This window comes from Mesorhizobium sp. NPDC059054, assembly GCF_042739215.1.
Lineage (GTDB): Bacteria > Pseudomonadota > Alphaproteobacteria > Rhizobiales > Rhizobiaceae > Mesorhizobium.
The window spans coordinates 692,260-714,158 of the sequence record NZ_JBHYHV010000002.1 but is presented as its reverse complement, the minus strand read 5'-3'; the positions used below and the strand labels follow the sequence as shown (position 1 = coordinate 714,158).

25 protein-coding genes are annotated in these 21,899 nt (G+C 61.2%); 15 read left to right on the top strand and 10 right to left on the bottom strand.

The window, feature by feature from the left end; translation table 11 throughout:
- Positions 1–2 precede the first annotated feature (2 nt).
- From ACFWXH_RS11170 to ACFWXH_RS11145, 6 genes are all read right to left on the bottom strand, one after another.
- The gene (locus ACFWXH_RS11170) at positions 3–563 is read right to left on the bottom strand and encodes an RNA polymerase sigma factor (protein WP_379120139.1); all 561 of its coding nucleotides are present in this window, start codon (positions 561–563) and stop codon (positions 3–5) included.
- A gap of 104 nt (positions 564–667) precedes the next feature.
- A complete protein-coding gene (locus ACFWXH_RS11165; protein WP_379120911.1) occupies positions 668–1,342 on the bottom strand; it encodes a dienelactone hydrolase family protein in 675 nt (224 codons plus the stop codon).
- Positions 1,343–1,476: 134 nt separating this feature from the next.
- Positions 1,477–2,742 carry a CynX/NimT family MFS transporter gene (locus tag ACFWXH_RS11160; RefSeq protein ID WP_054308425.1) on the bottom strand — a complete coding sequence of 422 codons (1,266 nt, stop codon included), beginning with the start codon at positions 2,740–2,742 and terminating at the stop codon, positions 1,477–1,479.
- Positions 2,743–2,786: 44 nt separating this feature from the next.
- Positions 2,787–3,464 carry a FadR/GntR family transcriptional regulator gene (locus ACFWXH_RS11155; protein ID WP_379120137.1) on the bottom strand — a complete coding sequence of 226 codons (678 nt, stop codon included), beginning with the start codon at positions 3,462–3,464 and terminating at the stop codon, positions 2,787–2,789.
- Positions 3,465–3,607: 143 nt separating this feature from the next.
- Positions 3,608–4,309: a hypothetical protein gene (locus ACFWXH_RS11150; RefSeq protein WP_379120135.1), complete on the bottom strand. Its 702-nt coding sequence runs from the start codon at positions 4,307–4,309 to the stop codon at positions 3,608–3,610.
- A 123-nt stretch (positions 4,310–4,432) separates the two neighbouring features.
- Positions 4,433–6,010 (bottom strand): trimethylamine methyltransferase family protein, encoded by a 1,578-nt coding sequence (locus ACFWXH_RS11145; RefSeq protein WP_379120133.1) that lies wholly within the window; start codon positions 6,008–6,010, stop codon positions 4,433–4,435.
- A gap of 259 nt (positions 6,011–6,269) precedes the next feature.
- On the opposite strand from ACFWXH_RS11145, the gene ACFWXH_RS11140 reads away from it, so the two are divergent.
- Complete coding sequence (locus ACFWXH_RS11140; RefSeq protein WP_054308027.1) at positions 6,270–6,968, top strand: B12-binding domain-containing protein; 699 nt, start codon at positions 6,270–6,272, stop codon at positions 6,966–6,968.
- A 57-nt stretch (positions 6,969–7,025) separates the two neighbouring features.
- Here the strand turns inward: ACFWXH_RS11140 and ACFWXH_RS11135 are convergent, their stop codons facing one another.
- On the bottom strand, positions 7,026–7,163 hold the full coding sequence (locus ACFWXH_RS11135) for an entericidin A/B family lipoprotein (protein ID WP_082407155.1): 138 nt from the start codon (positions 7,161–7,163) through the stop codon (positions 7,026–7,028).
- A 153-nt stretch (positions 7,164–7,316) separates the two neighbouring features.
- Here ACFWXH_RS11135 and ACFWXH_RS11130 point away from each other — a divergent pair, with 153 nt between their 5' ends.
- The 8 genes from ACFWXH_RS11130 to ACFWXH_RS11095 all read left to right on the top strand — a co-directional run bounded on the left by ACFWXH_RS11130 (position 7,317) and on the right by ACFWXH_RS11095 (position 13,767).
- Positions 7,317–7,946 (top strand): DUF1638 domain-containing protein, encoded by a 630-nt coding sequence (locus tag ACFWXH_RS11130; RefSeq protein WP_379120909.1) that lies wholly within the window; start codon positions 7,317–7,319, stop codon positions 7,944–7,946.
- A 120-nt stretch (positions 7,947–8,066) separates the two neighbouring features.
- Entirely contained in the window at positions 8,067–8,639 is a 573-nt protein-coding gene (locus ACFWXH_RS11125) for a DUF4893 domain-containing protein (protein ID WP_379120130.1), read from the top strand.
- Between the two features lie 133 nt (positions 8,640–8,772).
- Positions 8,773–9,552 carry a formyl transferase gene (locus ACFWXH_RS11120; protein ID WP_379120128.1) on the top strand — a complete coding sequence of 260 codons (780 nt, stop codon included), beginning with the start codon at positions 8,773–8,775 and terminating at the stop codon, positions 9,550–9,552.
- Positions 9,553–9,605: 53 nt separating this feature from the next.
- Entirely contained in the window at positions 9,606–10,514 is a 909-nt protein-coding gene (locus tag ACFWXH_RS11115) for a fatty acid desaturase (protein WP_379120126.1), read from the top strand.
- A gap of 160 nt (positions 10,515–10,674) precedes the next feature.
- Positions 10,675–10,977: a virulence factor gene (locus ACFWXH_RS11110; RefSeq protein WP_054308030.1), complete on the top strand. Its 303-nt coding sequence runs from the start codon at positions 10,675–10,677 to the stop codon at positions 10,975–10,977.
- Positions 10,970–11,620 (top strand): methylenetetrahydrofolate reductase C-terminal domain-containing protein, encoded by a 651-nt coding sequence (locus ACFWXH_RS11105; protein ID WP_379120124.1) that lies wholly within the window; start codon positions 10,970–10,972, stop codon positions 11,618–11,620. Before ACFWXH_RS11110 ends, ACFWXH_RS11105 begins: the two co-directional genes overlap by 8 nt.
- Entirely contained in the window at positions 11,617–12,717 is a 1,101-nt protein-coding gene (locus tag ACFWXH_RS11100) for a methylenetetrahydrofolate reductase (protein ID WP_054308032.1), read from the top strand. Before ACFWXH_RS11105 ends, ACFWXH_RS11100 begins: the two co-directional genes overlap by 4 nt.
- Before the next feature lie 78 nt (positions 12,718–12,795).
- The gene (locus tag ACFWXH_RS11095; RefSeq protein ID WP_054308033.1) at positions 12,796–13,767 is read left to right on the top strand and encodes a methyltetrahydrofolate cobalamin methyltransferase; all 972 of its coding nucleotides are present in this window, start codon (positions 12,796–12,798) and stop codon (positions 13,765–13,767) included.
- 33 nt (positions 13,768–13,800) lie between these two features.
- Here ACFWXH_RS11095 and ACFWXH_RS11090 read toward each other — a convergent pair whose 3' ends face one another.
- On the bottom strand, positions 13,801–14,082 hold the full coding sequence (locus tag ACFWXH_RS11090) for a hypothetical protein (protein WP_379120120.1): 282 nt from the start codon (positions 14,080–14,082) through the stop codon (positions 13,801–13,803).
- A 79-nt stretch (positions 14,083–14,161) separates the two neighbouring features.
- On the opposite strand from ACFWXH_RS11090, the gene ACFWXH_RS11085 reads away from it, so the two are divergent.
- From ACFWXH_RS11085 to ACFWXH_RS11070, 4 genes are all read left to right on the top strand, one after another.
- The gene (locus ACFWXH_RS11085; RefSeq protein ID WP_379120118.1) at positions 14,162–16,240 is read left to right on the top strand and encodes an ASKHA domain-containing protein; all 2,079 of its coding nucleotides are present in this window, start codon (positions 14,162–14,164) and stop codon (positions 16,238–16,240) included.
- Between the two features lie 9 nt (positions 16,241–16,249).
- Positions 16,250–16,966: a haloacid dehalogenase type II gene (locus tag ACFWXH_RS11080; protein WP_054308036.1), complete on the top strand. Its 717-nt coding sequence runs from the start codon at positions 16,250–16,252 to the stop codon at positions 16,964–16,966.
- A 264-nt stretch (positions 16,967–17,230) separates the two neighbouring features.
- The gene (locus ACFWXH_RS11075; protein WP_054308037.1) at positions 17,231–17,911 is read left to right on the top strand and encodes a L,D-transpeptidase; all 681 of its coding nucleotides are present in this window, start codon (positions 17,231–17,233) and stop codon (positions 17,909–17,911) included.
- Positions 17,912–18,070: 159 nt separating this feature from the next.
- On the top strand, positions 18,071–18,994 hold the full coding sequence (locus ACFWXH_RS11070; RefSeq protein ID WP_379120115.1) for an alpha/beta hydrolase fold domain-containing protein: 924 nt from the start codon (positions 18,071–18,073) through the stop codon (positions 18,992–18,994).
- A gap of 11 nt (positions 18,995–19,005) precedes the next feature.
- On the opposite strand, the gene ACFWXH_RS11065 is transcribed toward ACFWXH_RS11070, so the two are convergent.
- A complete protein-coding gene (locus ACFWXH_RS11065; protein ID WP_054308429.1) occupies positions 19,006–19,905 on the bottom strand; it encodes a LysR substrate-binding domain-containing protein in 900 nt (299 codons plus the stop codon).
- 186 nt (positions 19,906–20,091) lie between these two features.
- On the opposite strand from ACFWXH_RS11065, the gene ACFWXH_RS11060 reads away from it, so the two are divergent.
- Both ACFWXH_RS11060 and ACFWXH_RS11055 read left to right on the top strand, forming a co-directional pair.
- A complete protein-coding gene (locus tag ACFWXH_RS11060; protein WP_054308039.1) occupies positions 20,092–20,274 on the top strand; it encodes a hypothetical protein in 183 nt (60 codons plus the stop codon).
- A gap of 101 nt (positions 20,275–20,375) precedes the next feature.
- Positions 20,376–20,738, top strand: coding sequence for a hypothetical protein (locus tag ACFWXH_RS11055; RefSeq protein WP_379120954.1), 363 nt, complete (start codon positions 20,376–20,378; stop codon positions 20,736–20,738).
- A 130-nt stretch (positions 20,739–20,868) separates the two neighbouring features.
- Here the strand turns inward: ACFWXH_RS11055 and ACFWXH_RS11050 are convergent, their stop codons facing one another.
- The gene (locus ACFWXH_RS11050) at positions 20,869–21,876 is read right to left on the bottom strand and encodes a L,D-transpeptidase family protein (RefSeq protein ID WP_379120113.1); all 1,008 of its coding nucleotides are present in this window, start codon (positions 21,874–21,876) and stop codon (positions 20,869–20,871) included.
- Positions 21,877–21,899: the final 23 nt, after the last annotated feature.

Sequence of the window (21,899 nt, the reverse complement as noted above, 5' to 3'; positions counted from 1 at the left end):
GGTCAAACTTCCCCGACTGAACGCATCAGAACTTTCAGCCGTTTCTTCGCTTCATGGATGTGCCACGAAACCGTCGCCTCCGAGATTGCCATCGTTTCGGCCGCAGCCGCGTGATTGAGTCCCTCCCCATAGACCAGCAGAACTGCCTCGCGCTGCTTGTCGGGAAGGAGACGCACCGCCGCCCAGAGCGCATCCACCGGATCATTTTCTTCAGCGGCCTGCGCCTGCCCGACGATCTGTGTATGGCTACCATACGCCTCCGTCTTTGCGCTCTCCCGGGCGCTCTTGCGTGCAAGGTCGCGGGCGGCATTCAAGGTCATGGCATAAAGCCAGGTGGTGAAGGCGCCACCGCCGCGATAATCACGGATCGCCCGGCCGAGCCGTACACACACGTCCTGGGCGACATCCTCAGCATCGGCCTTGCGGCCGCACCAGCGATAGGCGACGCGGTAGACAAAATCGTAGTGACGCCCGACCAGTTGGCCGAACGCGTCCCTGTCTCCTTCTCTGGCCCGCCCGATCAACTCGGTGTCGGATGCCTCGTCGTCCAGCATCATCGCCATCATTTGCCTGTTGGACGACGCCTATTGGCCAATCCTTGGGCGGATGGGAAGATTTTTCCTCAAAGTAGTTGAAAAGGCATCGGCTGGCGGACTCGTCGAAGAGATCAGCCCAGGGTTTCGCCAAAGAAGTCTATCAAACGCTTCCAATGGCGTTCGGCGCCGGCAATGTCGAAAACGCTGTGATCCGACACGCACCAGCCATGCTGCATGCCGACATAGTTCTCGATGACGTGGTCGACTTCCGCTTCCCGCAATGCCAGCGCCAGCCGGGCCGACTGCTCCGGCGGGAAACTGCCGTCGACGCCGGCCGAGCCGACATAGACGCGCGCCTTGATCTTGGCCGCATTCGAAGCCGGACTGTCTAGTGCATCCGTTCCCAGCCGGCCGCCATGGAAGCTCGCAGCAGCCGCGATCTTGTCAGGGTACGCCGCCGCGGCGTTGAGCGCGCGACCGCCACCCATGCAATAGCCGACGACGCCAATCGCCCCCCGCACACCTTCTGTCTCGAGTGCCGCAATGAAGGCGCCGCTGTCGCGGGCGGTCATGTCTTGCGTCGTGCCACTGATCAGGGCCGTGAGCGCCGCCTTGCTCTTTTCCTCGGCAAAGGCGGTCTTGGCGTCGAACGGCCCGTAGGGCGTGTTGCGATAGAACAGATCCGGCACCAGTACCGCGTAGCCGTGACCGGAGAGCCTGGCTGCCATGTCATAAAGCGCGGGACGTGGTCCAAAGGCATCCATGTATAGGACGACCCCGGCTTTCACCTGTCCGGTGCGGAACATGGAAGCCCGCGCCACACCGTCCGGGGTTCTGATCGTGATGTCGCGCTTGCTGGCTGAAGGCACCATCCGTCTCCATGTTGGGGGAAATGGGAACGGATAGATAGCGCGAGCCTCGCGGCAGGCAAGCCGGGTCGTCAGCCGTGCTTTTCGAGACGCACCGTGCGTGCACCGACCAGCTGCGTTCGGCCGGCTCCAAACCCCATCACCGCAACCCCGAGACCGAGAGCCGTAAAAAGGATTGCGCAGGCAGCGAAGCTTCCGGTCCAGCCATGGATCAAACCGACCAGCAGCGGGCCGATCGCAGCCAGCACATAGCCAACGCCCTGCGCCATGCCGGAAAGATGCGACGCCACATGCGGGTCGGGCGAGCGCAAGACGATCACTGTCATCGCAGCAGCGATCAAACCACCCTGTCCCAACCCCTGGACGATGGCCAGAGGCAGCGTCATGGAGGTTGGCGCGAACAGCATACCCAGCAGCGCAACGACCGCGACAGCGACCAGGGCGACATTGACGATGCTCTGATTACGGCAGCGAACCGCGATTGGCGGCACTGCCAGGCAAGCAACGACCTGGGCCATCACGGATACCGAGACGATCGCGCCGGCGGCGGTCGCGTCGAAGCCACGCTCGCGCAGGATCGGGGCCAGCCAACCGAAGATGCTGTAGGCCAGTGCCGACTGCAGGCCCATGAACAGCGTGACCTGCCATGCCAGCGGGTCTCGCCACAGTCCGGTGACACGGAAACCGCTATGGCTTGTCCGGTGGCGGGTGGCGAATGCCTGCGGCGTCCACAACAACAGAACGGCAAAAGCCGGTACCGCCCAGGCGGCGAGTGCGACGGCCCAGGAGCCCGTGATGTAATGTTCGACCGGTAGCGTCAGCCCGGAAGCGGCGGCCGCTCCCGCGCACAACGCCATCGTATAGAGGCCGGTCATCAGCGCCATGCTGTCGGGAAAGTCGCGCTTGACCAAACCGGGCAACAGCACGTTGCCGACCGCGATGGCGGCGCCCGCGATGAAGGTGGCGGCAAACAGGATCGGCACCGATCCAAATCCGCGTAGCGCCGTGCCCAGCGTGACCAGTGCCATGACGCCAAGCAGCGTGCGCTCGGCGCCGTAGCGCTGCGCCAGCCTGGGCGCAAAGGGCGCAAAGATGCCGAGACACAGCACCGGCAGCGTCGTCAGCAGCGAAGCACCGGTGCTGGACAGGCCCGTTGCCTGCATCATCTCCGGCAACAGCACCGAGAGGCTGGAAAATATCGGACGCAGGTTGAAAGCGATCAGCACGAGGCTGGCGCCGAGCAGGATGCGCGCGGCCGGGCTTGCAAGCACCGGCGCTTGCGGTGGTGGCAGGCTGTCGGCTTCGGCGTCGATGAGCTGGTCATCGATAGCGTCCATGGCCGATTGTCCGGCCTGAGGCCGGTTCTGACGGAAAATCTGGTTCATTGTGCGAGGTGCCGGTCGAGTTGCAGGAGAACGGGTGTCATGAAAGCACGGACGGCATCACCGGCGCGGTCCGGATCGCCCGAGGCGATGGCCTCGATGATCTGCGCGTGCATCGGAACATCCGGTTCCGGCAGGTCACCGCCCAGCGTCGCCTGGATGGTTTCGGCAATTGCCGCGGTGAAGAAGTCGTAGAGCTCTACCATGGCGCGATTGCCCGACATCGCCACGATTGCCTTGTGGAAAGCGAGGTCGCGGCAGACGAAATTGTGCTGTCCGTCATCGGCGACCGTGCCGCGCTCGGCGAGCAGGCGACTGAGCCTTTCGATGTCCGCCGGTGTGTGTCGAAGCGCCGCCAACCGCGCCGCCTCCACATCGAGCGCCGTGCGCGCTTCCCACTGGTCGCGCAGGCAGGCCCGCCTGACCCGCACCAGCGCCGCTGTGGGGTCGACAGCCGAGCGTACATAGGTACCGGACCCCTGGCGTGTTTCGAGCAGGCCTTGCGAAACCAGCGCCCGCACGGCTTCCCGCACCGTGCCGCGGCTGACCAGAAGCTGGTCGGACAAGGCGGATTCATTGGGAATGCGGCCGCCGACCAGCCAGCGGCCGCTGAGAATTTCGGTGCGCAGGCTTTCAGTGGCGCTATCGGTGAGATTTGTGCGATTGGCTGGTTGCATCGTAACATATTCATCAAGTCATCGGATGACTTGATGAATATGTTCATGTGTGCTTGAGGTCAACCACGAGGCAAGGACGATCCGAACGAAACGATTGGGCCAGAGTGGCAGCCACCAGGTGCCCGAAGCCCTAAAGCAAACAGCTACATGCCGGCATAGCTCGCCATGTGAAAGGCCTGCACGTCAGCGGGATACCGATAGTCTGCACCATAGGGACAGGCGTTGCGATCGAGGCAGCCGCCAGTACGGCATGGCCTACCTTCCGCTCCATGCACATGAGCGAGACAGGACTGGTAGGCAAAACCATCGCCCGAATAAGCATCCACCGGACAGGATTTCAGGCAGGGTTTTCCGACACATAGGTCGCAAAGATGAATCGAATCGTGAATGTCTGGAATCGGAATCTCGTCGGCAAACAGCAGCGCCCCCCGATATGCGTGCCACAGGCCATATTCGGGATGCATAAGGATGCCGAGCGGTGATGGTTTCAATCCCTCCGCCCGCATCGCCCATTGCTGGAACGGCTGATAAGGTTTGTCCGACGGATAAACGGTCCACGCGCTGAAATACGCCGCGACCCCGTCGATCACCTCCCGCGACCATGTGTCGAGCGGGTTTTGAAGATCCCACGGCTGCTGTTCTCGCCATCCAAGGAAGTACGGCCAGGGTGCCGCGCCCGCCTGCCCGACCAGAAGAACAGACTTCGCCGGTCTCACCCCCGAAGTCTCGGGCACCGCTTCACCATCCCCGAACACAAAACCGCCGCGCAGGATGAGGCCATGCGCGGCGAGTTGGCTCGAAATCTTTTGCAGGCGTAGATCTTTGGCCTGACGATGGTTGCTCACGGCGACCCGACCTTCATTGGCGATCGACCGACATCACCTTTTGTCCGGGTCGGAAAACGCACTCCGCCAGACTTCCTTGTGAATGATGTTGGCCACTTTAGCCCGGCCTGAATCGGGCTCCTTTCAAGTGAAGGCGTCGGGCATCGACTCCTTCTTCTTGGTGATGAAGGCTTGCAGCGCCTCGTCGATGCCCTGGTCGAGATCCGGTGCCTCGTAGCTCTCCAGCCAGCGCCGGGCCAGCTCGTTGGCGCGCTGCGGTGCAGTCTTCTCACCTTCTGCCAACCACTGCTCATAAGAATTGTTGTCGGCGATGGCGGAACGGTAGAAGGCCGTCTGGAAGTTGGCCTGGGTGTGGTCGCAGCCGAGATAGTGGCTGCCCGGGCCAACCTGGCGGATGGCGTCCATCGCCTGGCCGTTCTCCGACAGATCGACACCCTCGGCAAACTTCTGCTGCATGCCGAGCTGGTCGATGTCCATCATGAATTTCTCATAGCAGGAGGCCAGTCCGCCCTCGAGCCAGCCAGCCGAATGCAACACGAAATTGGTGCCGGCAAGAATGGTCGAATTCAGCGTGTTGGCACTTTCATAGGCTGCCTGCGCGTCCGGGATCTTGGAGGCGCAAAGCGAACCGCCGGTACGGAACGGCAGGCCGAGCCGACGCGCCAGTTGCGCAGCACCGTAGGACACCAGCGACGGCTCCGGTGTGCCGAAAGTCGGCGCACCCGACTGCATCGAGATCGACGAAGCGAAGGTGCCGAACAGCACTGGCGCACCGGGCCGGATGAGCTGGGTAAAGGAAGCGCCGGCCAGAACCTCGGCCAGGACCTGCGTCAGCGTGCCGGCTACCGTCACCGGGCTCATCGCGCCGGCCAGGATGAACGGAGTGACGATGCAAGCCTGGTTGTGGCGTGCATAGACTTTCAGTGCACCCAGCATCGTCTCGTCGAAAACCATTGGCGAGTTGGCGTTGATCAGCGAAGTCAGCACGGTGTTGTTTTCGACAAAGTCGTCGCCGAACACCAGCTTGGCCATCGCGACGGTGTCTTCCGCGCGTTCCGGCGCCGTGACAGAGCCCATGAACGGCTTGTCCGAATATTTGATGTGCGAATAGATCATGTCGAGATGGCGCTTGTTGACCGGCACATCGACCGGTTCGCACACTGTTCCACCCGAATGGTGGATCGACGGCGCCATATAGGCGAGCTTCACGAAATTGCGGAAATCCTCGATCGTCGCGTAGCGGCGGTTGCCGTCGAGGTCGCGCACGAAGGGCGGTCCGTAGACGGGTGCGAAGACCGTGGCATTGCCGCCGATCTGTACCGAACGCTCCGAGTTGCGCGCATGCTGGGTATACTGCTTCGGCGCGGTCTTGAGCAGGGAGCGGCAGAGCCCTCGCGGAAAGCGAACGCGTTCGCCCTTCACATCGGCTCCGGCCTGCTTCCACAATTGAAGCGCTTCCGCATCGTCGCGGAATTCGATCCCGGTCTCTTCGAGAACCGTGTCGGCGTTCTTCTCGATCAGCGCCAGGCCTTCCTCGTCCAGCACTTCATAGACCTTGATCTGGCGCCGGATATAGGTGAGCTGCTGGCCGGGTCCACCGCCGGTGCGCGCGGCGCGTCTGGCGGCGGCGCCACCTCGGTCTCCACGCCCTCGCCTGCCGCCCGCCGCCGCTTCGTGATCGACTGCCGCGTTCTCACTCATGATCGCTCTTCCTTGAAATCCGTTCGACCGCCTCACGGCGGCTGCTTCCCCGGATCGTAGTCATGCACCCTATCCGAAACGGCCAGCGAGCGCCAACGCCTGTCGCAAAATCGACAAGAAGAACAACAGATTCCCGGTCGCTTTCCTTTTGCGGAAAGTCGCAAATCAGCTATGGATGCGCGTCGCCGCACGGTAGGTATTGACGCGATGATTGGTGCCTTGCGACAAGGTCGCGCGGCCGCAGGGAGATAGATCAAACATGTCCGACGACGAGATCATCCTTTCCGAACTCTCCGACGAGGAACTCGTGCAGCAGATGCACGACGATCTTTATGATGGCCTCAAGGAAGAAATCGAGGAAGGCACGAACATCCTCCTGGAGCGTGGTTGGGCACCGTACACGGTCCTCACCGAGGCGCTGGTCGAAGGCATGCGCATTGTCGGCGAGGATTTCCGCGACGGCATCCTGTTCGTGCCGGAAGTGCTGCTTTCCGCAAATGCGATGAAGGCAGGCATGTTCATCCTGCGCCCGCTGCTCGCAGCCACTGGCGCTCCCAAGCAGGGCAAGATGGTGATCGGCACCGTCAAGGGCGACATTCACGACATCGGCAAGAACCTTGTCGGCATGATGATGGAAGGCGCGGGCTTCGACGTCATCGACCTCGGCATCAACAACCCGGTCGAGAAATATCTCGACGCGATCGAGCAGCATCAGCCGGACATCATCGGCATGTCGGCGCTGCTCACCACCACCATGCCTTACATGAAGGTCGTCATCGACACGATGAAGGAAAAGGGCATTCGCGACGACTATGTCGTTCTGGTCGGCGGCGCCCCGCTCAATGAGGAATTCGGCAAAGCCGTCGGCGCCGATGCTTATTGCCGCGACGCTGCGGTGGCGGTGGAAACCGCCAAGGACTTCATGAAACGCAAGCACAACGTGCGCGCTTCAGCCTGATCGCGAAAGGCCGCGTCTTGCGACGCGGCCTTGTCGTAACCAATTGTGGGGAGCCGGTCAGTTTTTGACCGTGTCCTCGACGGCGCGGGCAGTGCCCTTGACGTCCTTGCCGACGCCACGAACCGTATTGGCACAGCCGGAGAGTACGAGCGCCACGGCAATGACGGCGAGCGGTGCGATGCGTGACAGTTTCATGGACGGTGTCTCCCTTATGGCGATGTAACAATCATCAACGCCAAAGAGATAACACAGTTCCACGTTGTGCAGAACGCGAATGGCGATGTTGGAGTGATCCGCATGGCAACACAGCAGAACCTCGATCCGGCAGCCATCGCCGACGCTGTGGTGATGGTCGATGGGGAGATTCCCTCGACCGCTCCTCTCGTAGAGCGCGTTCGGGTCATTGCTTGCGGCGCGATCGCGCGTGAGGTGCTGGCGGTCTGCAAAGCCAACCATCTCGACCATGTAGACCTGATCTGTCTGCCGGCAATCTGGCATGTCTATCCCGACAAGATCGCGCCGGCGATGCGTGAGGCGATCGCCAAGGCACGAACGGAAGGCTACAGTCGCATCTTCATCGGTTATGCCGAATGCGGCACGCGCGGCGAGCTCGACAAGATCTGCGAGGAAGAGGGCATCGAGCGTATCGGCGGGCCACACTGCTATGCCTTCTTCAGCGGCAATGAGGCCTTTGCGAAGGTAGCTGAGGACGAATTCACGGCCTTCTACCTGACCGACCTGATCACGCGCCAGTTCGAGGCTTTTGTCATCGAACCGCTCAAGCTCGACAAACATCCCGAACTCAAGGAAATGGTTTTCGGCAATTACACCAAGATCGTCTATCTGGCACAGACCGAGGACGAAGACTTGCAGAGAAAGGCGAAGTGGGCCGCCGACTATCTGGGTCTCGACTACGAATATCGCTTTACCGGCTATGGCGATCTTGCGCCGGCAATCCTCGCGGCTGCGGAGCATTGATCGCTCAACCAACTCACTGGTTGGGCCGCTTCGTCGAACAAACAACCCATTGATTGTCGGACTGGTTTTCTCCCACTCGGACGGGCTATAACGCCGTCGTCGACGCACTGGGGACACGACATGCATCTGCGCGCCTTCGTATTCACCACAGCCATCCTTCTGGCTGGAAATGCCCTTGCGGACGGCGTGGTGCAGAAATTGATCACTCCGGCAGACAAGGCGCGGCTTGCCAAATATGACGCGACCCGCAAATCAGCGCTTGCTGAGGCAAAGGCAGGCCGGTCGAGTGAGGTGAAGGAACTCGACACACTGCTCTCCCGCCCCTTGGTCCCTTTCTCGGATAAGGACCTCACCGGCAACTGGCAGTGCCGCACCATCAAGGCCGGCGGACTCGGCCCGCTTGTCATCTACGGCTGGTTCAAGTGCCGCGTGACCGACGACGGCTCCGGCTGGGCGCTGGAAAAGACGACCGGCTCCCAGCGCACCAAGGGTCGTTTCTATGACGACGGTGAGAAGCGCGCGATCTATCTGGGCTCTGGTTTCGTCGCAGGCGAGAAGGCGCAACGCTATGGCACTGGCCCCAAGACCGACCAGGTCGGTTATGCCTTCCGCACCGGACCGAACGCCTGGCGTGTCGAATTTCCGGCGCCCTACTATGAATCCAAGCTCGACATCATCGAATTCAAACGCTGATCGATCTTGGTTCTTGAACAACGCTGACATAAAGGATTAACCGGCTCGGCCGAGGGTATTTTGACTGGGGACTGAACTTGCGACCGCTGCAGTTGCGCACGCGGCCAAGTTCTAAGAGGCTGGACTTCCAAGGATGAACGAGGCTGCAGACACGGCACCCGTCGTCGTCGTCACCGAAGGCGGCGACCATATCTGGGCGATCGTCAACGCCATTGCCGACCGTTTCGCAAACGTCACCGTCATCCTTGAGACGCCTATCTCCAAATGGTCGCTGCTCAAGCGCCGCGCCGTGCGGCAAGGTTGGGTCTCCGTTTTAGGTCAGATCGGCACCATGGTGCTGGTGCGACTCGGCAAACGTTTCGGCACTGCGCATGCCGAAGAGATCGCGACCGAATACAATCTCAAGACTCAGCCAAAGCCGGGCCAGGACATCGTGCACGTGCCCTCCGCCAACGCGCCGGAGGCGATCAAGGTTATAACCGACATCAAGCCAGGCGTCGTATTGCTTGCCGGATGCCGTGTGCTGACGAGCGAGACATTGGCTTCCATCCCTTGCCCCGTCATCAACTATCACGCGGGCATCAATCCAAAATACCGTGGCATGAACGGCGCTTACTGGGCGCTGGTGAACAATGACGTCGAGAATTTTGGTACAACCGTTCACCTCGTCGATGCCGGTGTCGACACCGGCGCAGTGCTGCGCCACACGCGCGGCAAGCCTGGTCGCGGCGATACCATCTCGTCCTATCCACTGCGCCAGGCTGCGATTTCGCGCGACGCCTGCGTCGATGTGGTCGAGAAGGTTCTGGCCGGCCGCATCGAACCCTTCGATCCCGGCCTGCCCTCGCAGATATGGTTTCATCCGACGGTTTGGTCCTATGTGTGGACCGGGCTACGCCGCAACATCTGGTAGGCCAGAAACAACCGTCCGTTTACGCTACAATTCGACAGCGTTAGACTTCGCCGATGGCTGAGATCGACCACAGACAGATCATCGCATCCCTCTCGGTCGAGGATCGACGCGATCTGACCGAAAAACAGGACGCGCCCGGTGTGCTGCGGCTCGCGCTCCATGGCGGACTGATCGTGCTGCTTGCCGCCTTCATACTGTTCCAGGTGCCGTTCTGGCCTGTGCTGATACTGCCGCTCGGTATCCTTGTCGTCTTCCTGTTCACGCTGCTTCACGAGACGATCCATGAGACGGCATTTCGCACCGAACGCCTGAACCGCGTGGCCGCCGCCGTTTCCGGCTTCCTCATCCTGCTGCCGCCAGCCTGGTTCCGCTATTTCCATTTCGCCCATCATCGCTACACGCACGATCCGGACAACGATCCGGAACTGATGAGCCCGAAGCCTGAGACAATCGCGCAGTATCTGCGCTACCTGTCCGGCTGGCCTTATTGGAGTGGCATGGTCAAGGTCATCGCCATCAATGCCTCCGGCCGCAACGATGATCCCTTCGTGCCGGAAAAAGGTCGTGCCAAGGTTATCTCGGAGGCACGATGGTTTCTGGGCCTTTACGCCCTGTTGTTGGCCGGCTCTCTGCTCTTGCAATCGACGGCACTGCTGTGGGTATGGATCGTGCCGGTGCTGATCGGCCAGCCCTTCCTGCGGGCTTACCTTCTGGCCGAGCACACACGCTGCCCGCATGTTGCCAACATGCTCGAAAACACGCGCACCACTTTCACCACGGCCATCGTGCGTTTCGTGGCGTGGAACATGCCCTACCACGCCGAGCATCACTCCTATCCGGCAGTGCCCTTCCACCGCCTGCCGCGTTTTCACGAAATAATCGCCGAGCATTTGCGCTCGACTGAACGCGGCTATGTGCGTTTCCATCGCAAGCTCGTGAGCGATTTCAGCAAGCACGATTAGGCAGCTATTTTCGGGCCGCGCTGGGTGCCTCGAATCCGCAGGCGCTCTATCGTTTTGCGACATTCGAGCGCGTCGTTTTTGAAGGCGCGCGCGTCGTCTGATGAGGAGCGGGGTATTCCCGCTTCCGGCAATGCTTCAACCATAGAAGGAATACTGACAAATGGCCGATCTGATCGTCGTTTACTGGCGCGACATTCCCGCCCAGGTCATCGTCAAGAAGGGCCGGCAGAACGCCAAGCGCGAACTGCCGCTGCGCTTCACCGAAGCGATAGACATGGCCGCGATGCGTTCCGGCGCTGCCGAGACCGATGCCTATCTTGCTGAGTGGCGCAAGGCGGACCCCGTTCCGGTTGGCGACGACCTCGAGGCGGAAGCGGAAAAGGCCACGGCAGCTATCGATGCGGACTATAGCCGGGAGCGGCTGGTCGCTCTCGCCAAGGCAGGCGGCAAGGAAAATGTCTGACACCCAGCCGATACCGAACACAGGATCAAACAACAGCGCTGCCGGAGCACCCGCCGGTAGTTCTGGCGTTACCCAGGCGACGCTGGTGCGCAAGGCGGCACCGAAGAGCGACTACAAGCCCGCCGACGTGTCGCCACAACGGCGCGTGCAGCGATCTTATTCGGTACGGCTCTGGGCGATCCGCCATTCGAAGCTGCTGGAATGGTTCTACAGCCGCTTTGCCGATGCCTTCCTGCTGCTGCACCCGCTTTGGAAAGGCATCGGCTACGGCCGCGTCGAGGCGCCGGTGAAATTCGTCGAAAAACGCGTGAAAGGCTTCATGTTCGACTGCCGCATGTGCGGCCAATGCATCCTCTCCTCCACCGGCATGTCCTGCCCGATGAACTGTCCCAAGCAGCTGCGCAACGGCCCCTGCGGGGGCGTGCGTGCCAACGGCAATTGCGAAGTCGAACCCGATATGCCCTGCGTCTGGGTCAAGGCCTGGGAAGGCTCACGCAACATGAACAATGGCGACGCCATCCTCAACGTGCAGAAGCCGGTCGACCAGTCGCTGCGGGAAACCTCCGCCTGGCTGCGCGTCACAGCGCAGGCGGCTGCCACGCGCGATGCCGCCAAGACCGCCAACACCGGAGCCTCCGCATGACACCGCCGCGTCCGCCTCAGCGCGACGAAAACCCCGCTGGCATCCATCTTCCGCTGGAGCCCCAGCCCGGCCACTCCTCACGTGGCCGCCTGGAACGCGTGCTGCGCCGCGGCGAATTTGCGGTGACAACCGAGCTCAACCCGCCCGACAGCGCCGACCCGGAAGACGTCTACAATCGTGCCAAGGTATTTGACGGCTGGGTCGACGCGATCAATGCCGTCGATGCCTCCGGCGCCAACTGCCACATGTCGTCCGTCGGCATCTGCGCGCTGCTGACCCGTATGGGTTACGCCCCGGTCATGCAGATCGCCTGCCGTGACAAGAACCGCATCGCCATCCAGGGCGACGTTCTGGGCGGTGCGGCCATGGGCGTCGCCAACATTCTGTGCCTCACCGGCGACGGCGTGCAGGCGGGTGATCAACCGGGCGCCAAGCCGGTGTTCGATCTCGATTCCATGTCACTTCTCGAAACCGTCCGCATCATGCGCGACAATGGAAAATTCCTTTCAGGCCGCAAGCTGACGACGCCACCGCAGGTCTTCCTAGGCGCAGCGATCAACCCCTTTGCGCCGCCTTATGATTTCCGCCCGATCCATCTCGGCAAGAAAATCGCCGCCGGTGCGCAGTTCGTGCAGAGCCAGTACTGCTTCGACGTGCCGATGTTCAAAACCTTCATGCAGAAAGCGCGCGATCTCGGCCTGACCGAAAAGGTCTTCATCCTCGTCGGCGTCGGGCCACTGGCCTCGGCCAAGACGGCGAAATGGATCCGCTCCAACGTACCGGGCATCCATATCCCCGATTCCATCATCAAGCGCCTTGAAGGCGCCGAGGACCAGAAAGCCGAAGGCAAGAAGATCTGCATCGACATCATCAATGAAGTGAAGGAAATCCCAGGCGTTTCCGGCGTCCATGTGATGGCCTATCGCCAGGAGGAGTATGTCGCCGAGATCGTCGACGAATCGGGCGTGCTCAAAGGCCGCCAGCCCTGGAAACGCGAGACCCGGGCCGACGATGCGCTAGTTGCCGAGCGCCTCGGCCACATCCTGCAAGACGACGTCACCGAAACACAGGTCGACATGGTGAAGACCGCGCATTGAACATGCACGACGACATCATTGGCTTGATCCACATCAGAAACGATATAAAGAAGTCTTTATATCCGGAGGGAGTTTGAAATGACCCGCACCATCGTCGCTTCGGCGACCCGCGAAATCGTCATCGGTTTCGACCAGCCCTTCTGCGTCATCGGCGAACGCATCAACCCGACCGGCCGCAAGAAGCTGGCCGCGGAGATGCAGGCCGGCAATTTCGAGACGGTCATCAAGGACGCGCTGGAACAGGCTGCCTGCGGCGCCACCATGCTGGATGTCAATGCGGGCGTGACCGCCGTCGATCCCAATGCAACGGAGCCAGCGCTTCTGGTTCAGACCCTGGAAATCGTGCAGGGCCTCGTCGACTTGCCACTCTCGATCGACTCCTCCGTCACCGCTGCGATCGAAGCCGGCCTAAAAGTCGCCAAGGGTCGCCCGCTGGTGAATTCCGTCACCGGCGAGGAAGAGAAGCTGGAAGCCATCCTGCCGCTGGTGAAGAAATATGATGTGCCGGTGGTGGCCATCTCAAACGATGAAACCGGCATTTCGATGGATCCGGATGTGCGCTTCGCCGTGGCCAAGAAGATCGTCGAACGCGCCATGGATTACGGCATCAAGCCGCAGGATGTCGTCGTCGATCCGCTGGTCATGCCGATCGGCGCGTTGGGTGATGCCGGCCGTCAGGTCTTTGCGCTGCTGCGCCGCCTGCGCGAGGAGCTGAAAGTGAATACGACCTGCGGCCTTTCCAACATCTCCTTCGGCCTGCCGCACCGCCATGGCATCAACGCCGGCTTCATCCCGATGGTGATCGGCGCGGGCATGACCTCAGCGATCATGAACCCGGTCCGTCCTCAGGAAATGGAGGCGGTTCGCGCCGCCAACGTTCTCAACGGCACCGACAAGGACTGCATGACCTGGATCAAGACCTACAAGGACTATAAGCCGGGTGAACATGCCGCCCCCGCGCCGGTGGCAGTCAATGCCCCTGGCGATGCCGGCGCGGCTGCAGGCGGACGCCGCCGCGGTGGACGCGAGGCAAGAAGAGCAGCCGGATAAGTCGTGATCGTCTTGGCCAACCCCGTCCGGCGTTCAATCTTCGGCCCTGGTGCTCCCGAGCACCAGATTGAAGATGAACACGCCGACACAGCCCCCTACGATGCCGGAGAGCAACATCCAGGCAACGCTTGCAGCATCATTGGGACGCAACGGGAACAGGTAAACAATGGTGGCTGTCGAAGCGATGATCGCGGCCGCAAGATAATGCGGATACCGGGTCCAGCTCCCTTTGGTAATGCGGACCGCAAGCATGCCTGTGGAGATCGCCGACAGAGCGGACGGAAGCAGGGCAAGCAGCGAAAAGTCCGGCTTCATCGGCAAATGCGCCTTTTGGTCAGACCCTGCCTCTACCCGATTTTCGCCAATGCTGCGTTAACATGATGGTGTCTGAGCGATGAACGCCCCTCTCAACTCCACCGATCCTCTCGTCCTGTTCATGCCGTCCGGCAAGCGCGGGCGGTTCCCGCTCGGCACGCCGGTGCTCGATGCCGCGCGCCAGCTCGGCGTCTATGTGGAATCGGTGTGTGGTGGGCGCGCCACCTGCGGGCGCTGCCAGATCGAAGTGCAGAAAGGCAATTTCGCCAAGCACAAGATCGTCTCCTCGCTCGACCACATTTCGCCGAAAGGTCCGAAGGAAGAGCGCTACGAGCGCGTGCGCGGTCTGCCCGAAGGCAGGCGTCTGTCCTGCTCGGCCACCATCCAGGGCGATCTCGTCATCGATGTACCGCAGGATACGGTGATCAACGCTCAGGTGGTGCGCAAGGCCGCAACCGACCGCGTCATCGAGCGCAATTCGGCGGTTCAGATGTGTTACGTCGAGGTCGAGCAGCCTGACATGCACAAACCTACCGGCGATCTGGAGCGCCTCAAGGCCGTGCTGCAGAACGACTGGGGCTGGAAGGATCTACGCGTCGCGCCACACCTCATCCCCGAGGTCCAGAAGATCCTGCGCAAGGAGAACTGGGCCGTTACGGCGGCGATCCACAAGGACATGGAGTTCTCCCGCGCTACGGTGATCGCGCTTTACCCGGGTCTCAAGAACGAAGCTTATGGCATCGCCTGCGACATCGGATCCACGACGATCGCCATGCATCTGGTGTCGTTGCTATCTGGCCGTGTCGTTGCCTCGTCAGGCACGTCGAACCCGCAAATCCGGTTTGGCGAAGATCTGATGAGTCGCGTCTCCTATGTCATGATGAATCCGGACGGGCGCGAGGCCATGACCAAGGCCGTGCGCGAGGCCGTGAACACGCTCATCGGCAAGGTCTGCGAGGAAGGTGGCGTCGATCGTCACGACATCTTCGATTGCGTCTTTGTTGCCAACCCGATCATGCACCATCTGTTCCTGGGCATTGATCCGACCGAGCTTGGGCAGGCGCCTTTTGCACTGGCCGTATCCGGCGCCGTACAAGGCTGGACCAACGAGATCGGCATCGACGTCAATCGCGGAGCGCGCTTCTACACACTGCCTTGCATTGCCGGTCATGTCGGCGCGGATGCGGCCGGCGCAACTCTGTCGGAAGGTCCGTATCGGCAGGACAGCATGATGTTGCTGGTCGATGTCGGCACCAACGCCGAAATCGTGCTCGGCAACAAGGATCGTGTCGTTGCCGCCTCCTCCCCAACAGGTCCGGCCTTCGAAGGCGCGGAAATCTCGTCCGGCCAGCGCGCCGCGCCCGGCGCCATCGAACGCGTGCGCATCGATCCCGAAACGCTGGAGCCGCGCTATCGCGTCATCGGCACCGATAAATGGTCCGACGAGGAAGGTTTCGAGGAAGCATCCTGGGCCACTGGCGTCACCGGTATCTGCGGCTCGGCCATCATCGAAGTGGTGGCGGAGATGTATCTTTCCGGCATCATTTCGGAAGACGGCGTCGTCGACGGCTCGCTTGCCGAGAAAAGCCCACGCATTATCCAGAACGGCCGCACCTTCTCCTACCTGCTGCGCGAAGGGCGCCAGGGTGAGCCGCGCATTACAGTCACCCAGAACGACATACGCGCCATCCAACTCGCCAAGGCGGCCCTTTATGCCGGCGTGAAGCTTTTGATGGAAAAGCAGGGGGTAGAGACTGTCGACACCATCCGCTTCGCCGGCGCATTCGGTTCCTTCATCGATCCGAAATACGCCATGGTTTTGGGCCTCATCCCCGATTGCGACTTGGCGGAAGTGAAAGCTGTTGGCAACGCCGCAGGCACAGGTGCGCTGATGGCTCTGCTCAACCGCGACCATCGCCGCGAGATCGAGCAACAGGTGGCGAAGATCGAAAAGATCGAAACCGCGCTGGAGCCACATTTCCAGCAGCTGTTCATTGACGCCATGGCGCTGCCGAACAAGGTCGACCCCTTCCCTAAGCTGGCCGAACAGGTCAAACTGCCCCCGCGCAAGGCGGCAAGCGATGAAGGCGCGACTGGCGAGACAACACCCCGCCGTCGTTCACGCGAGGAACGCGCCGCCCGGCGCAACCGGGAATAGGGAGCCCTGATGCAGGTCGAAGCCCTTATCTTCGATGTCTTCGGTACCTGCGTCGATTGGCGTACCGGCGTCGCCCGCGAAGTGGCGGCGGCGACAGGCGCAAAAGGGCTGGAGATCGACAGCGTCGCCTTTGCGGATGCCTGGCGCGGTCTCTACGAGCCGGCGATGCAGGAAATCCGCTCCGGCCGCCCCTACACCGATCTCGATGCGCTGCATCGCGAGAACCTTGACACGACGCTCGGCAGGTTCGGGATTGCCACACATTTCAATGACGAAGAGCGCGCGGCACTCAATCATGCCTGGGAAAAACTGCCACCCTGGCCGGATGTCGTTCCCGGTCTGATACGGCTGAAGGCAAGCCGGATCATTGCGCCGTGCTCCAATGGTTCGATAGCACTGATGACGCGGCTGGCCAGATATGGCGCCCTGCCCTGGGACTGCATTCTCGGCGCGGGCATTGCCCGCGCCTATAAGCCCGACCCGCGTACCTATCTTGCGGCGTGCGACGCGTTGAGGCTCGAACCCGCGCATGTGATGATGGTTGCCGCGCACAATGACGATCTGGTCGCCGCAAGGGATTGCGGACTGAAGACGGCCTTCGTGGCACGCCCGCTGGAGCACGGCACCGGTCAAGTGACCGACCTTAAGGCCACCAGCCATTGGGATATCGTCGCGGCGGATTTTCCTGCGCTTTCAGCACATCTGGATCTTCGGTCGCACGACTAGCGGCTTGCAAGACCCAGTGTTGCCTTCGTGACACAGTGGGATGTCAAAGCTCCCGTCATATGGGCTTGCTTCGCTCCCGGCGCCTTTTTCTCGCCCCCTTCGGCACCGAGGTCATCGGCACCGGTGCAGTTCGACGCGTGTTCGAACCGCCGAAATCCAACCGATCCGCGTCTTTCACCAAAGCGTGATTTTGGGTGATTGGAAGCGTTTAGACTTTTCTGCGACGAACCGCTCCAAAAGACGCCAACAAGCTCAGGTTTCCCTATGCCCGTTTCGATCACCCGCCGTATGTTCGTCCTCGCCGTCCCGTTCATAGCGGCCGGCTGCACAACGACGCAGAAGGTCGCTTCGATCAAGCCGGGCAAGCGGGAAGTCCCGCAATACTATCGCGACATGTACGCGGCGGTCGCCGACGATGCGTTTCCCATTCCCGCACCGGACCTGAGCAAGATCGATCCGAAATATTACCGTCAGGAAGTTGCCTACCAGGGCCCTGAGCCGTCGGGCACCATCGTCATCGATACGCCGAACCGTTTCCTGTATCTGGTGCTCGGTGAAGGGCGCGCGCTGCGTTATGGCGTCGGCGTCGGCAAGGCGGGCCTCGCCTTCGAAGGCAGTGGTGTGATCCAGTACAAGCGCGAGTGGCCGCGCTGGACGCCGACATCGGACATGGTCGCGCGTGAACCCGAGCGTTATGGCCCACTCGCCGCTGGCATGGAGCCGGGACCGACAAATCCGCTCGGTGCCCGCGCGCTCTATCTCTTCAAGAACGGTGTCGACACACTCTACCGCATCCACGGTACAAACGAGGATTGGTCCATCGGTCGCTCGATCTCGTCTGGCTGCATTCGTCTGCTGAACCAGGACATCATCGATCTGCACCGCCGAGTCCTGAACGGAACGCGCGTGGTCGTGCTGCAGCAGGACAACGTGCCGGCGGCTTGATATCGGATCGTATTGCCCGCGGCTGCGGGCTAGGCGATAGGCAGCTGGTATAAACGGTTACGTGACCTCATCCTTGACTTTCGCCTCCGCAGACCAAAATTTCGGTCATTGGGGGCAGTCAAGAGCCGGCCAGCCGGCGCAGCATCAGTCCGTCGTTCCATGGCCAGCATCCGTAGCCATCTCGTTTCGTTTGTTCTGAAACACACCCGCAAGAAGGCGTTCTCCAGCCCGGAGAACATGCGTCGCTGGATCCAGCATGCACGCCGCAGGCAATGTCATCAGCCTCCGCCTGCACTCACCCAGCGCTTCGATATCGCAACACGCAGCGTTGCGGGCTTCCCGGTCTACGAGATCGCGCCGCGCAACGGCAGCACCAGGCGGATTCTTTACCTGCACGGCGGCGCTTATGTCTTTGAAATCACGACTTATCACTGGGCGCTGATCGCCGAGATGGCCGACCGCCTGGGTTTCGGCATAACCGTGCCTATCTACCCGATCGCTCCGGAGCACGACTTCCATGATATGTTCGGCATGGTGGGCTCGGTCTATCGCGAAATGCTCGAAGAGACGGCCGCGGAAGACATCATATTCATGGGCGATTCAGCCGGTGGCAACATGGCCGTGGTGCTGACCATGATGATGGCCGAGGAAGGTCTGCCTACGCCAGGCAGCCATGTGCTGATCTCGCCGGGCCTCGACATGTCGCTGGCCAATCCCGAAGTATTCGAAGCCGAGCAGCACGACCCGTGGCTCGGCATTCCTGGCGGATTGGAAGCGGTACGCCTCTATGGGGCCGGAATGGATCGCAGCGACTGGCATATCAGCCCGGTTTACGGTGACCTCACCGTGCTGCCTCCAACCCTGCTCCTCACTGGCTCGCACGATCTTCTGACGCCCGACAATCTGATCTTCGCCGACAAGGCGCGCGCCGCAGGCGTCGAGATTGAACTCGTCCACGAGGAAGGCATGTTTCACGTCTGGCCGCTGATCAACATGCCGGAGGCGCGCCGCGCGCGCGACCGCATCGTGGCGTTCCTGAACAGCCGGGGGCGCCAGGCCGACATGCCGCTGGCGGCGGAATAAGGAAGCAGCTCTTAGAAGCGTCCCGTTTCCCGGAACACATCGAAGGTCGCGCGGATATGATCGGCCACCGCCTTGACCGGCGCACTGGCGTCCGGCGTGACGATCATCGCCAGATTGTAGCTGCCGATATGCGGCATGCCATCCTTCGGCCCCAGCTCGACCATGTCATTGCCCAGGAAGGATTTCGGCAGCGGTGCCACCGCGAGATCGGCCTGGATCGCCGCGCGCTGGCCTGCCGTGTGCGCACTCATGTAAGCAACGCGATAATTGCGGCCCTCACGACCGAGCGCTTCCAGGGCGCCGGCTCGCCACACGCAGCCTTCCTCCCAGATCGAAACCGGCAGCGGCTCACGCAGATGCGCGCAACCGCCCTTTGCACCTGCCCAGACGATCGGCTCGGTTAGAAGCACCTCGGCGCCGATGGCGCTGGTCTTGTAGGAATTGGTGAGCAGTGTGAGGTCGAGCGCACGATCATCCATGCGCCGACGCAGGTTGATCGACTGGTCGATGGTGACATCGACGGCAATCGAAGGATGCGATTTCGCAAAACGCTTCAACACATGCGGCAGTACGCGTTCGCCATAATCGTCCGGCGAGCCCAGCCGCACGACGCCGACGATATCGGGTACGATGAACTTGGAAACTGCCTCGCGATTGATGGCGAGCAGCCGTCGCGCATAGCCAAGCAACATTTCGCCATCGGTGGTCAGCGCCACCGAGCGTGCATCACGCGCGAAGACCGAGCGGCCAAGCACGTCCTCAAGTTTCTTGATCTGCATGGACACGGCGGACGGCGTACGGAAGACCGCAGTTGCCGCTGTGGTGAAGCTGCCTGTTTCGGCGATTGCAACGAAAGTACGCAGCACATCCAGATCCAGCAGGGGAAGCGGATGATTGAGTGGCGCGTTCATGGCATCACCTTCAAATTTTCTGATGCAAAGCATCATCCCATTTCGTTTGATTGAATATCACGGAAAGTTCATAGTCAACAGCGTCGAGAAGGCCCGATCGATCACTGCTGACAACAGCTGGCGCAGCAGTCGCTTTGACGTGCCCAGCAGCAGAATTTGCCAGCCAACCGTGGAAGGAGAAAGTGCATGTACATTCTGTCAACCATCGGTCGGATCGCGACCGAACTCGGTGCCGCTCGCAGCCGCTATCTCACCGAGCGCGCCATCAGCTCCCTCCCGGCTGAGGTGCAGAAGGACATCGGCTGGCCCGACGTGACGTCGAGGGCGGTTCATACCCCCGGCGTCGGAAGCTGGGCCGGAGCAAAATGACCGAGTTCTATTCCCTTTGAAGCCCGCCGCGACCCTTCCGGCGGGCTTTTTCGCGTTTGTGGCGAACGGTTAACCGGCCATGCAATGGCTGCATGACGCATATGAACAAGCCGCATAGCAGCTCAAAAAGAGACCAACCGATTGTAAAAACTATAAAATATCATTCTTTTGCTGAAACCGCGTCGAAGCCCATGTCGCTTTTTCATGCGAAACGCTTCGCTTTTGCGATTTTGTTTTCGCTTGGACAGGCATATATGCACTGCAGCAAACGAGCTGCCCCACTCCATCACGCGAAGGCGACCCGTCTGAGCAACCGATTGGAGATAACGATGAAGCTCTTTACCCGCCTGTTCGCCCGTCGCGAAATCAACCTGACCACCGCTTTGGAACGTCAGCGCCTGGCCAAGACCATGCCCGGCCAGACCGGAGCGGTTGCCGCGGCTCGCCTCGGCTTTATCGCCTGAGTTTAAGCATCACGCGGCAGACATCTGTCGCTTGTCCGATTGACGACGCCGCTTCGGTCTCGCCGAGGCGGCGTTTTCGTTGCGAGCGTCGTCTTGCCGGCTTCCGCCGATCACCAACCGACCAAAGGCGCTATTCCGAAGCGCTATAAGGATCCGCCAGTGCTGCTTCGGGCCGGCTGATCGGGACCTTCGTCAGTGATGTCCTTTTCGACAAAGCTTTGTCGCCACCGGCCGCGAGCAGTTTGCGGAAGGTCGGGTGCATGCCGCCGTCAGTGTAGGCATGAACCGCGGTGCCAGTCATAGTCGACGCCATCGTCTCGGCGCTGGAAAGATCGCGCTGGGTCCGTGCCGCTACCAGCGGGTCGGCACCGGATATGGTTGGCGGGCATGCCGCGAGCGGGTCCAACGGATCGCCGCCCGCAAATTCAGCATCGAAGACATAGCGCTTGTCGCAATACGCAACCTTGGGCTGACGTCGCGTCACCTCAAAGCTGTCGTAGCCTTTCTTCAGGTCCGTCCAGAAGCCATAGTTCGGATTGTTGCGGTTGCGGGCCATCTTCTGAGCGGTCATGCGAAACGGAAAGGCTTGCACCTGGAAGGAAGTCTGGCCGCCCTTCAAAGCCTCGCGCGCCACCGCATAAATCTCGGCCACGCCTTCATCCGTCAATGCGTAGCAACCGGAGGACGAACAGGCACCGTGTACCATCAAGGCTTCGCCCGAATAGCCGAGTGCGGACTCCAGCTTGTTGGGGTAACCCAGATTGAAGGAGAGATAGTATTGGGAGTTCGGATTCAGCCTGTCCGCACTGACATGGTAGAACCCCTCCGGCGCCTGGCGATCACCTATCCTCTTCTTGGGGCCGAGTTGCCCCGACCAGCGACACATCGGGTAGGTCTTCAGCAACGCATATTTGCCATTGCCGTTCCGTTTCCAAATTTCGAGCTCGCTCTCTTCCTTGAAAATGCGTACCAGAATGGGCGACGAAGGCGTCATCCCTTTGCTCTTCATCTCCGCCACCAGCTTGGCCGGAATGGGTTGGATGCCTTTCGTATCGACGTCCAGGGCGGACGAAACACATCCGGCCGCAAGCGCGGCCAGTAGAATTGCTGAACTGAGTTTGGCGAGTTTTGCGAACACGGGCTTGTTAGCGATAGCTGCGG

Excerpts from the sequence above, each read along its gene's own strand:
- ACFWXH_RS11170 (WP_379120139.1), bottom strand. The coding sequence starts at position 563 with ATGGCGATGATGCTGGACGACGAGGCATCCGACACCGAGTTGATCGGG.
- ACFWXH_RS11165 (WP_379120911.1), bottom strand. The coding sequence starts at position 1,342 with ATGTTCCGCACCGGACAGGTGAAAGCCGGGGTCGTCCTATACATGGAT.
- ACFWXH_RS11160 (WP_054308425.1), bottom strand. The coding sequence starts at position 2,742 with ATGGACGCTATCGATGACCAGCTCATCGACGCCGAAGCCGACAGCCTG.
- ACFWXH_RS11155 (WP_379120137.1), bottom strand. The coding sequence starts at position 3,464 with ATGCAACCAGCCAATCGCACAAATCTCACCGATAGCGCCACTGAAAGC.
- ACFWXH_RS11145 (WP_379120133.1), bottom strand. The coding sequence starts at position 6,010 with ATGAGTGAGAACGCGGCAGTCGATCACGAAGCGGCGGCGGGCGGCAGG.
- ACFWXH_RS11140 (WP_054308027.1), top strand. The coding sequence starts at position 6,270 with ATGTCCGACGACGAGATCATCCTTTCCGAACTCTCCGACGAGGAACTC.
- ACFWXH_RS11135 (WP_082407155.1), bottom strand. The coding sequence starts at position 7,163 with ATGAAACTGTCACGCATCGCACCGCTCGCCGTCATTGCCGTGGCGCTC.
- ACFWXH_RS11130 (WP_379120909.1), top strand. The coding sequence starts at position 7,317 with ATGGTCGATGGGGAGATTCCCTCGACCGCTCCTCTCGTAGAGCGCGTT.
- ACFWXH_RS11125 (WP_379120130.1), top strand. The coding sequence starts at position 8,067 with ATGCATCTGCGCGCCTTCGTATTCACCACAGCCATCCTTCTGGCTGGA.
- ACFWXH_RS11120 (WP_379120128.1), top strand. The coding sequence starts at position 8,773 with ATGAACGAGGCTGCAGACACGGCACCCGTCGTCGTCGTCACCGAAGGC.
- ACFWXH_RS11115 (WP_379120126.1), top strand. The coding sequence starts at position 9,606 with ATGGCTGAGATCGACCACAGACAGATCATCGCATCCCTCTCGGTCGAG.
- ACFWXH_RS11110 (WP_054308030.1), top strand. The coding sequence starts at position 10,675 with ATGGCCGATCTGATCGTCGTTTACTGGCGCGACATTCCCGCCCAGGTC.
- ACFWXH_RS11105 (WP_379120124.1), top strand. The coding sequence starts at position 10,970 with ATGTCTGACACCCAGCCGATACCGAACACAGGATCAAACAACAGCGCT.
- ACFWXH_RS11100 (WP_054308032.1), top strand. The coding sequence starts at position 11,617 with ATGACACCGCCGCGTCCGCCTCAGCGCGACGAAAACCCCGCTGGCATC.
- ACFWXH_RS11095 (WP_054308033.1), top strand. The coding sequence starts at position 12,796 with ATGACCCGCACCATCGTCGCTTCGGCGACCCGCGAAATCGTCATCGGT.
- ACFWXH_RS11090 (WP_379120120.1), bottom strand. The coding sequence starts at position 14,082 with ATGAAGCCGGACTTTTCGCTGCTTGCCCTGCTTCCGTCCGCTCTGTCG.
- ACFWXH_RS11085 (WP_379120118.1), top strand. The coding sequence starts at position 14,162 with ATGAACGCCCCTCTCAACTCCACCGATCCTCTCGTCCTGTTCATGCCG.
- ACFWXH_RS11080 (WP_054308036.1), top strand. The coding sequence starts at position 16,250 with ATGCAGGTCGAAGCCCTTATCTTCGATGTCTTCGGTACCTGCGTCGAT.
- ACFWXH_RS11075 (WP_054308037.1), top strand. The coding sequence starts at position 17,231 with ATGCCCGTTTCGATCACCCGCCGTATGTTCGTCCTCGCCGTCCCGTTC.
- ACFWXH_RS11070 (WP_379120115.1), top strand. The coding sequence starts at position 18,071 with ATGGCCAGCATCCGTAGCCATCTCGTTTCGTTTGTTCTGAAACACACC.
- ACFWXH_RS11065 (WP_054308429.1), bottom strand. The coding sequence starts at position 19,905 with ATGAACGCGCCACTCAATCATCCGCTTCCCCTGCTGGATCTGGATGTG.
- ACFWXH_RS11060 (WP_054308039.1), top strand. The coding sequence starts at position 20,092 with ATGTACATTCTGTCAACCATCGGTCGGATCGCGACCGAACTCGGTGCC.
- ACFWXH_RS11055 (WP_379120954.1), top strand. The coding sequence starts at position 20,376 with ATGAACAAGCCGCATAGCAGCTCAAAAAGAGACCAACCGATTGTAAAA.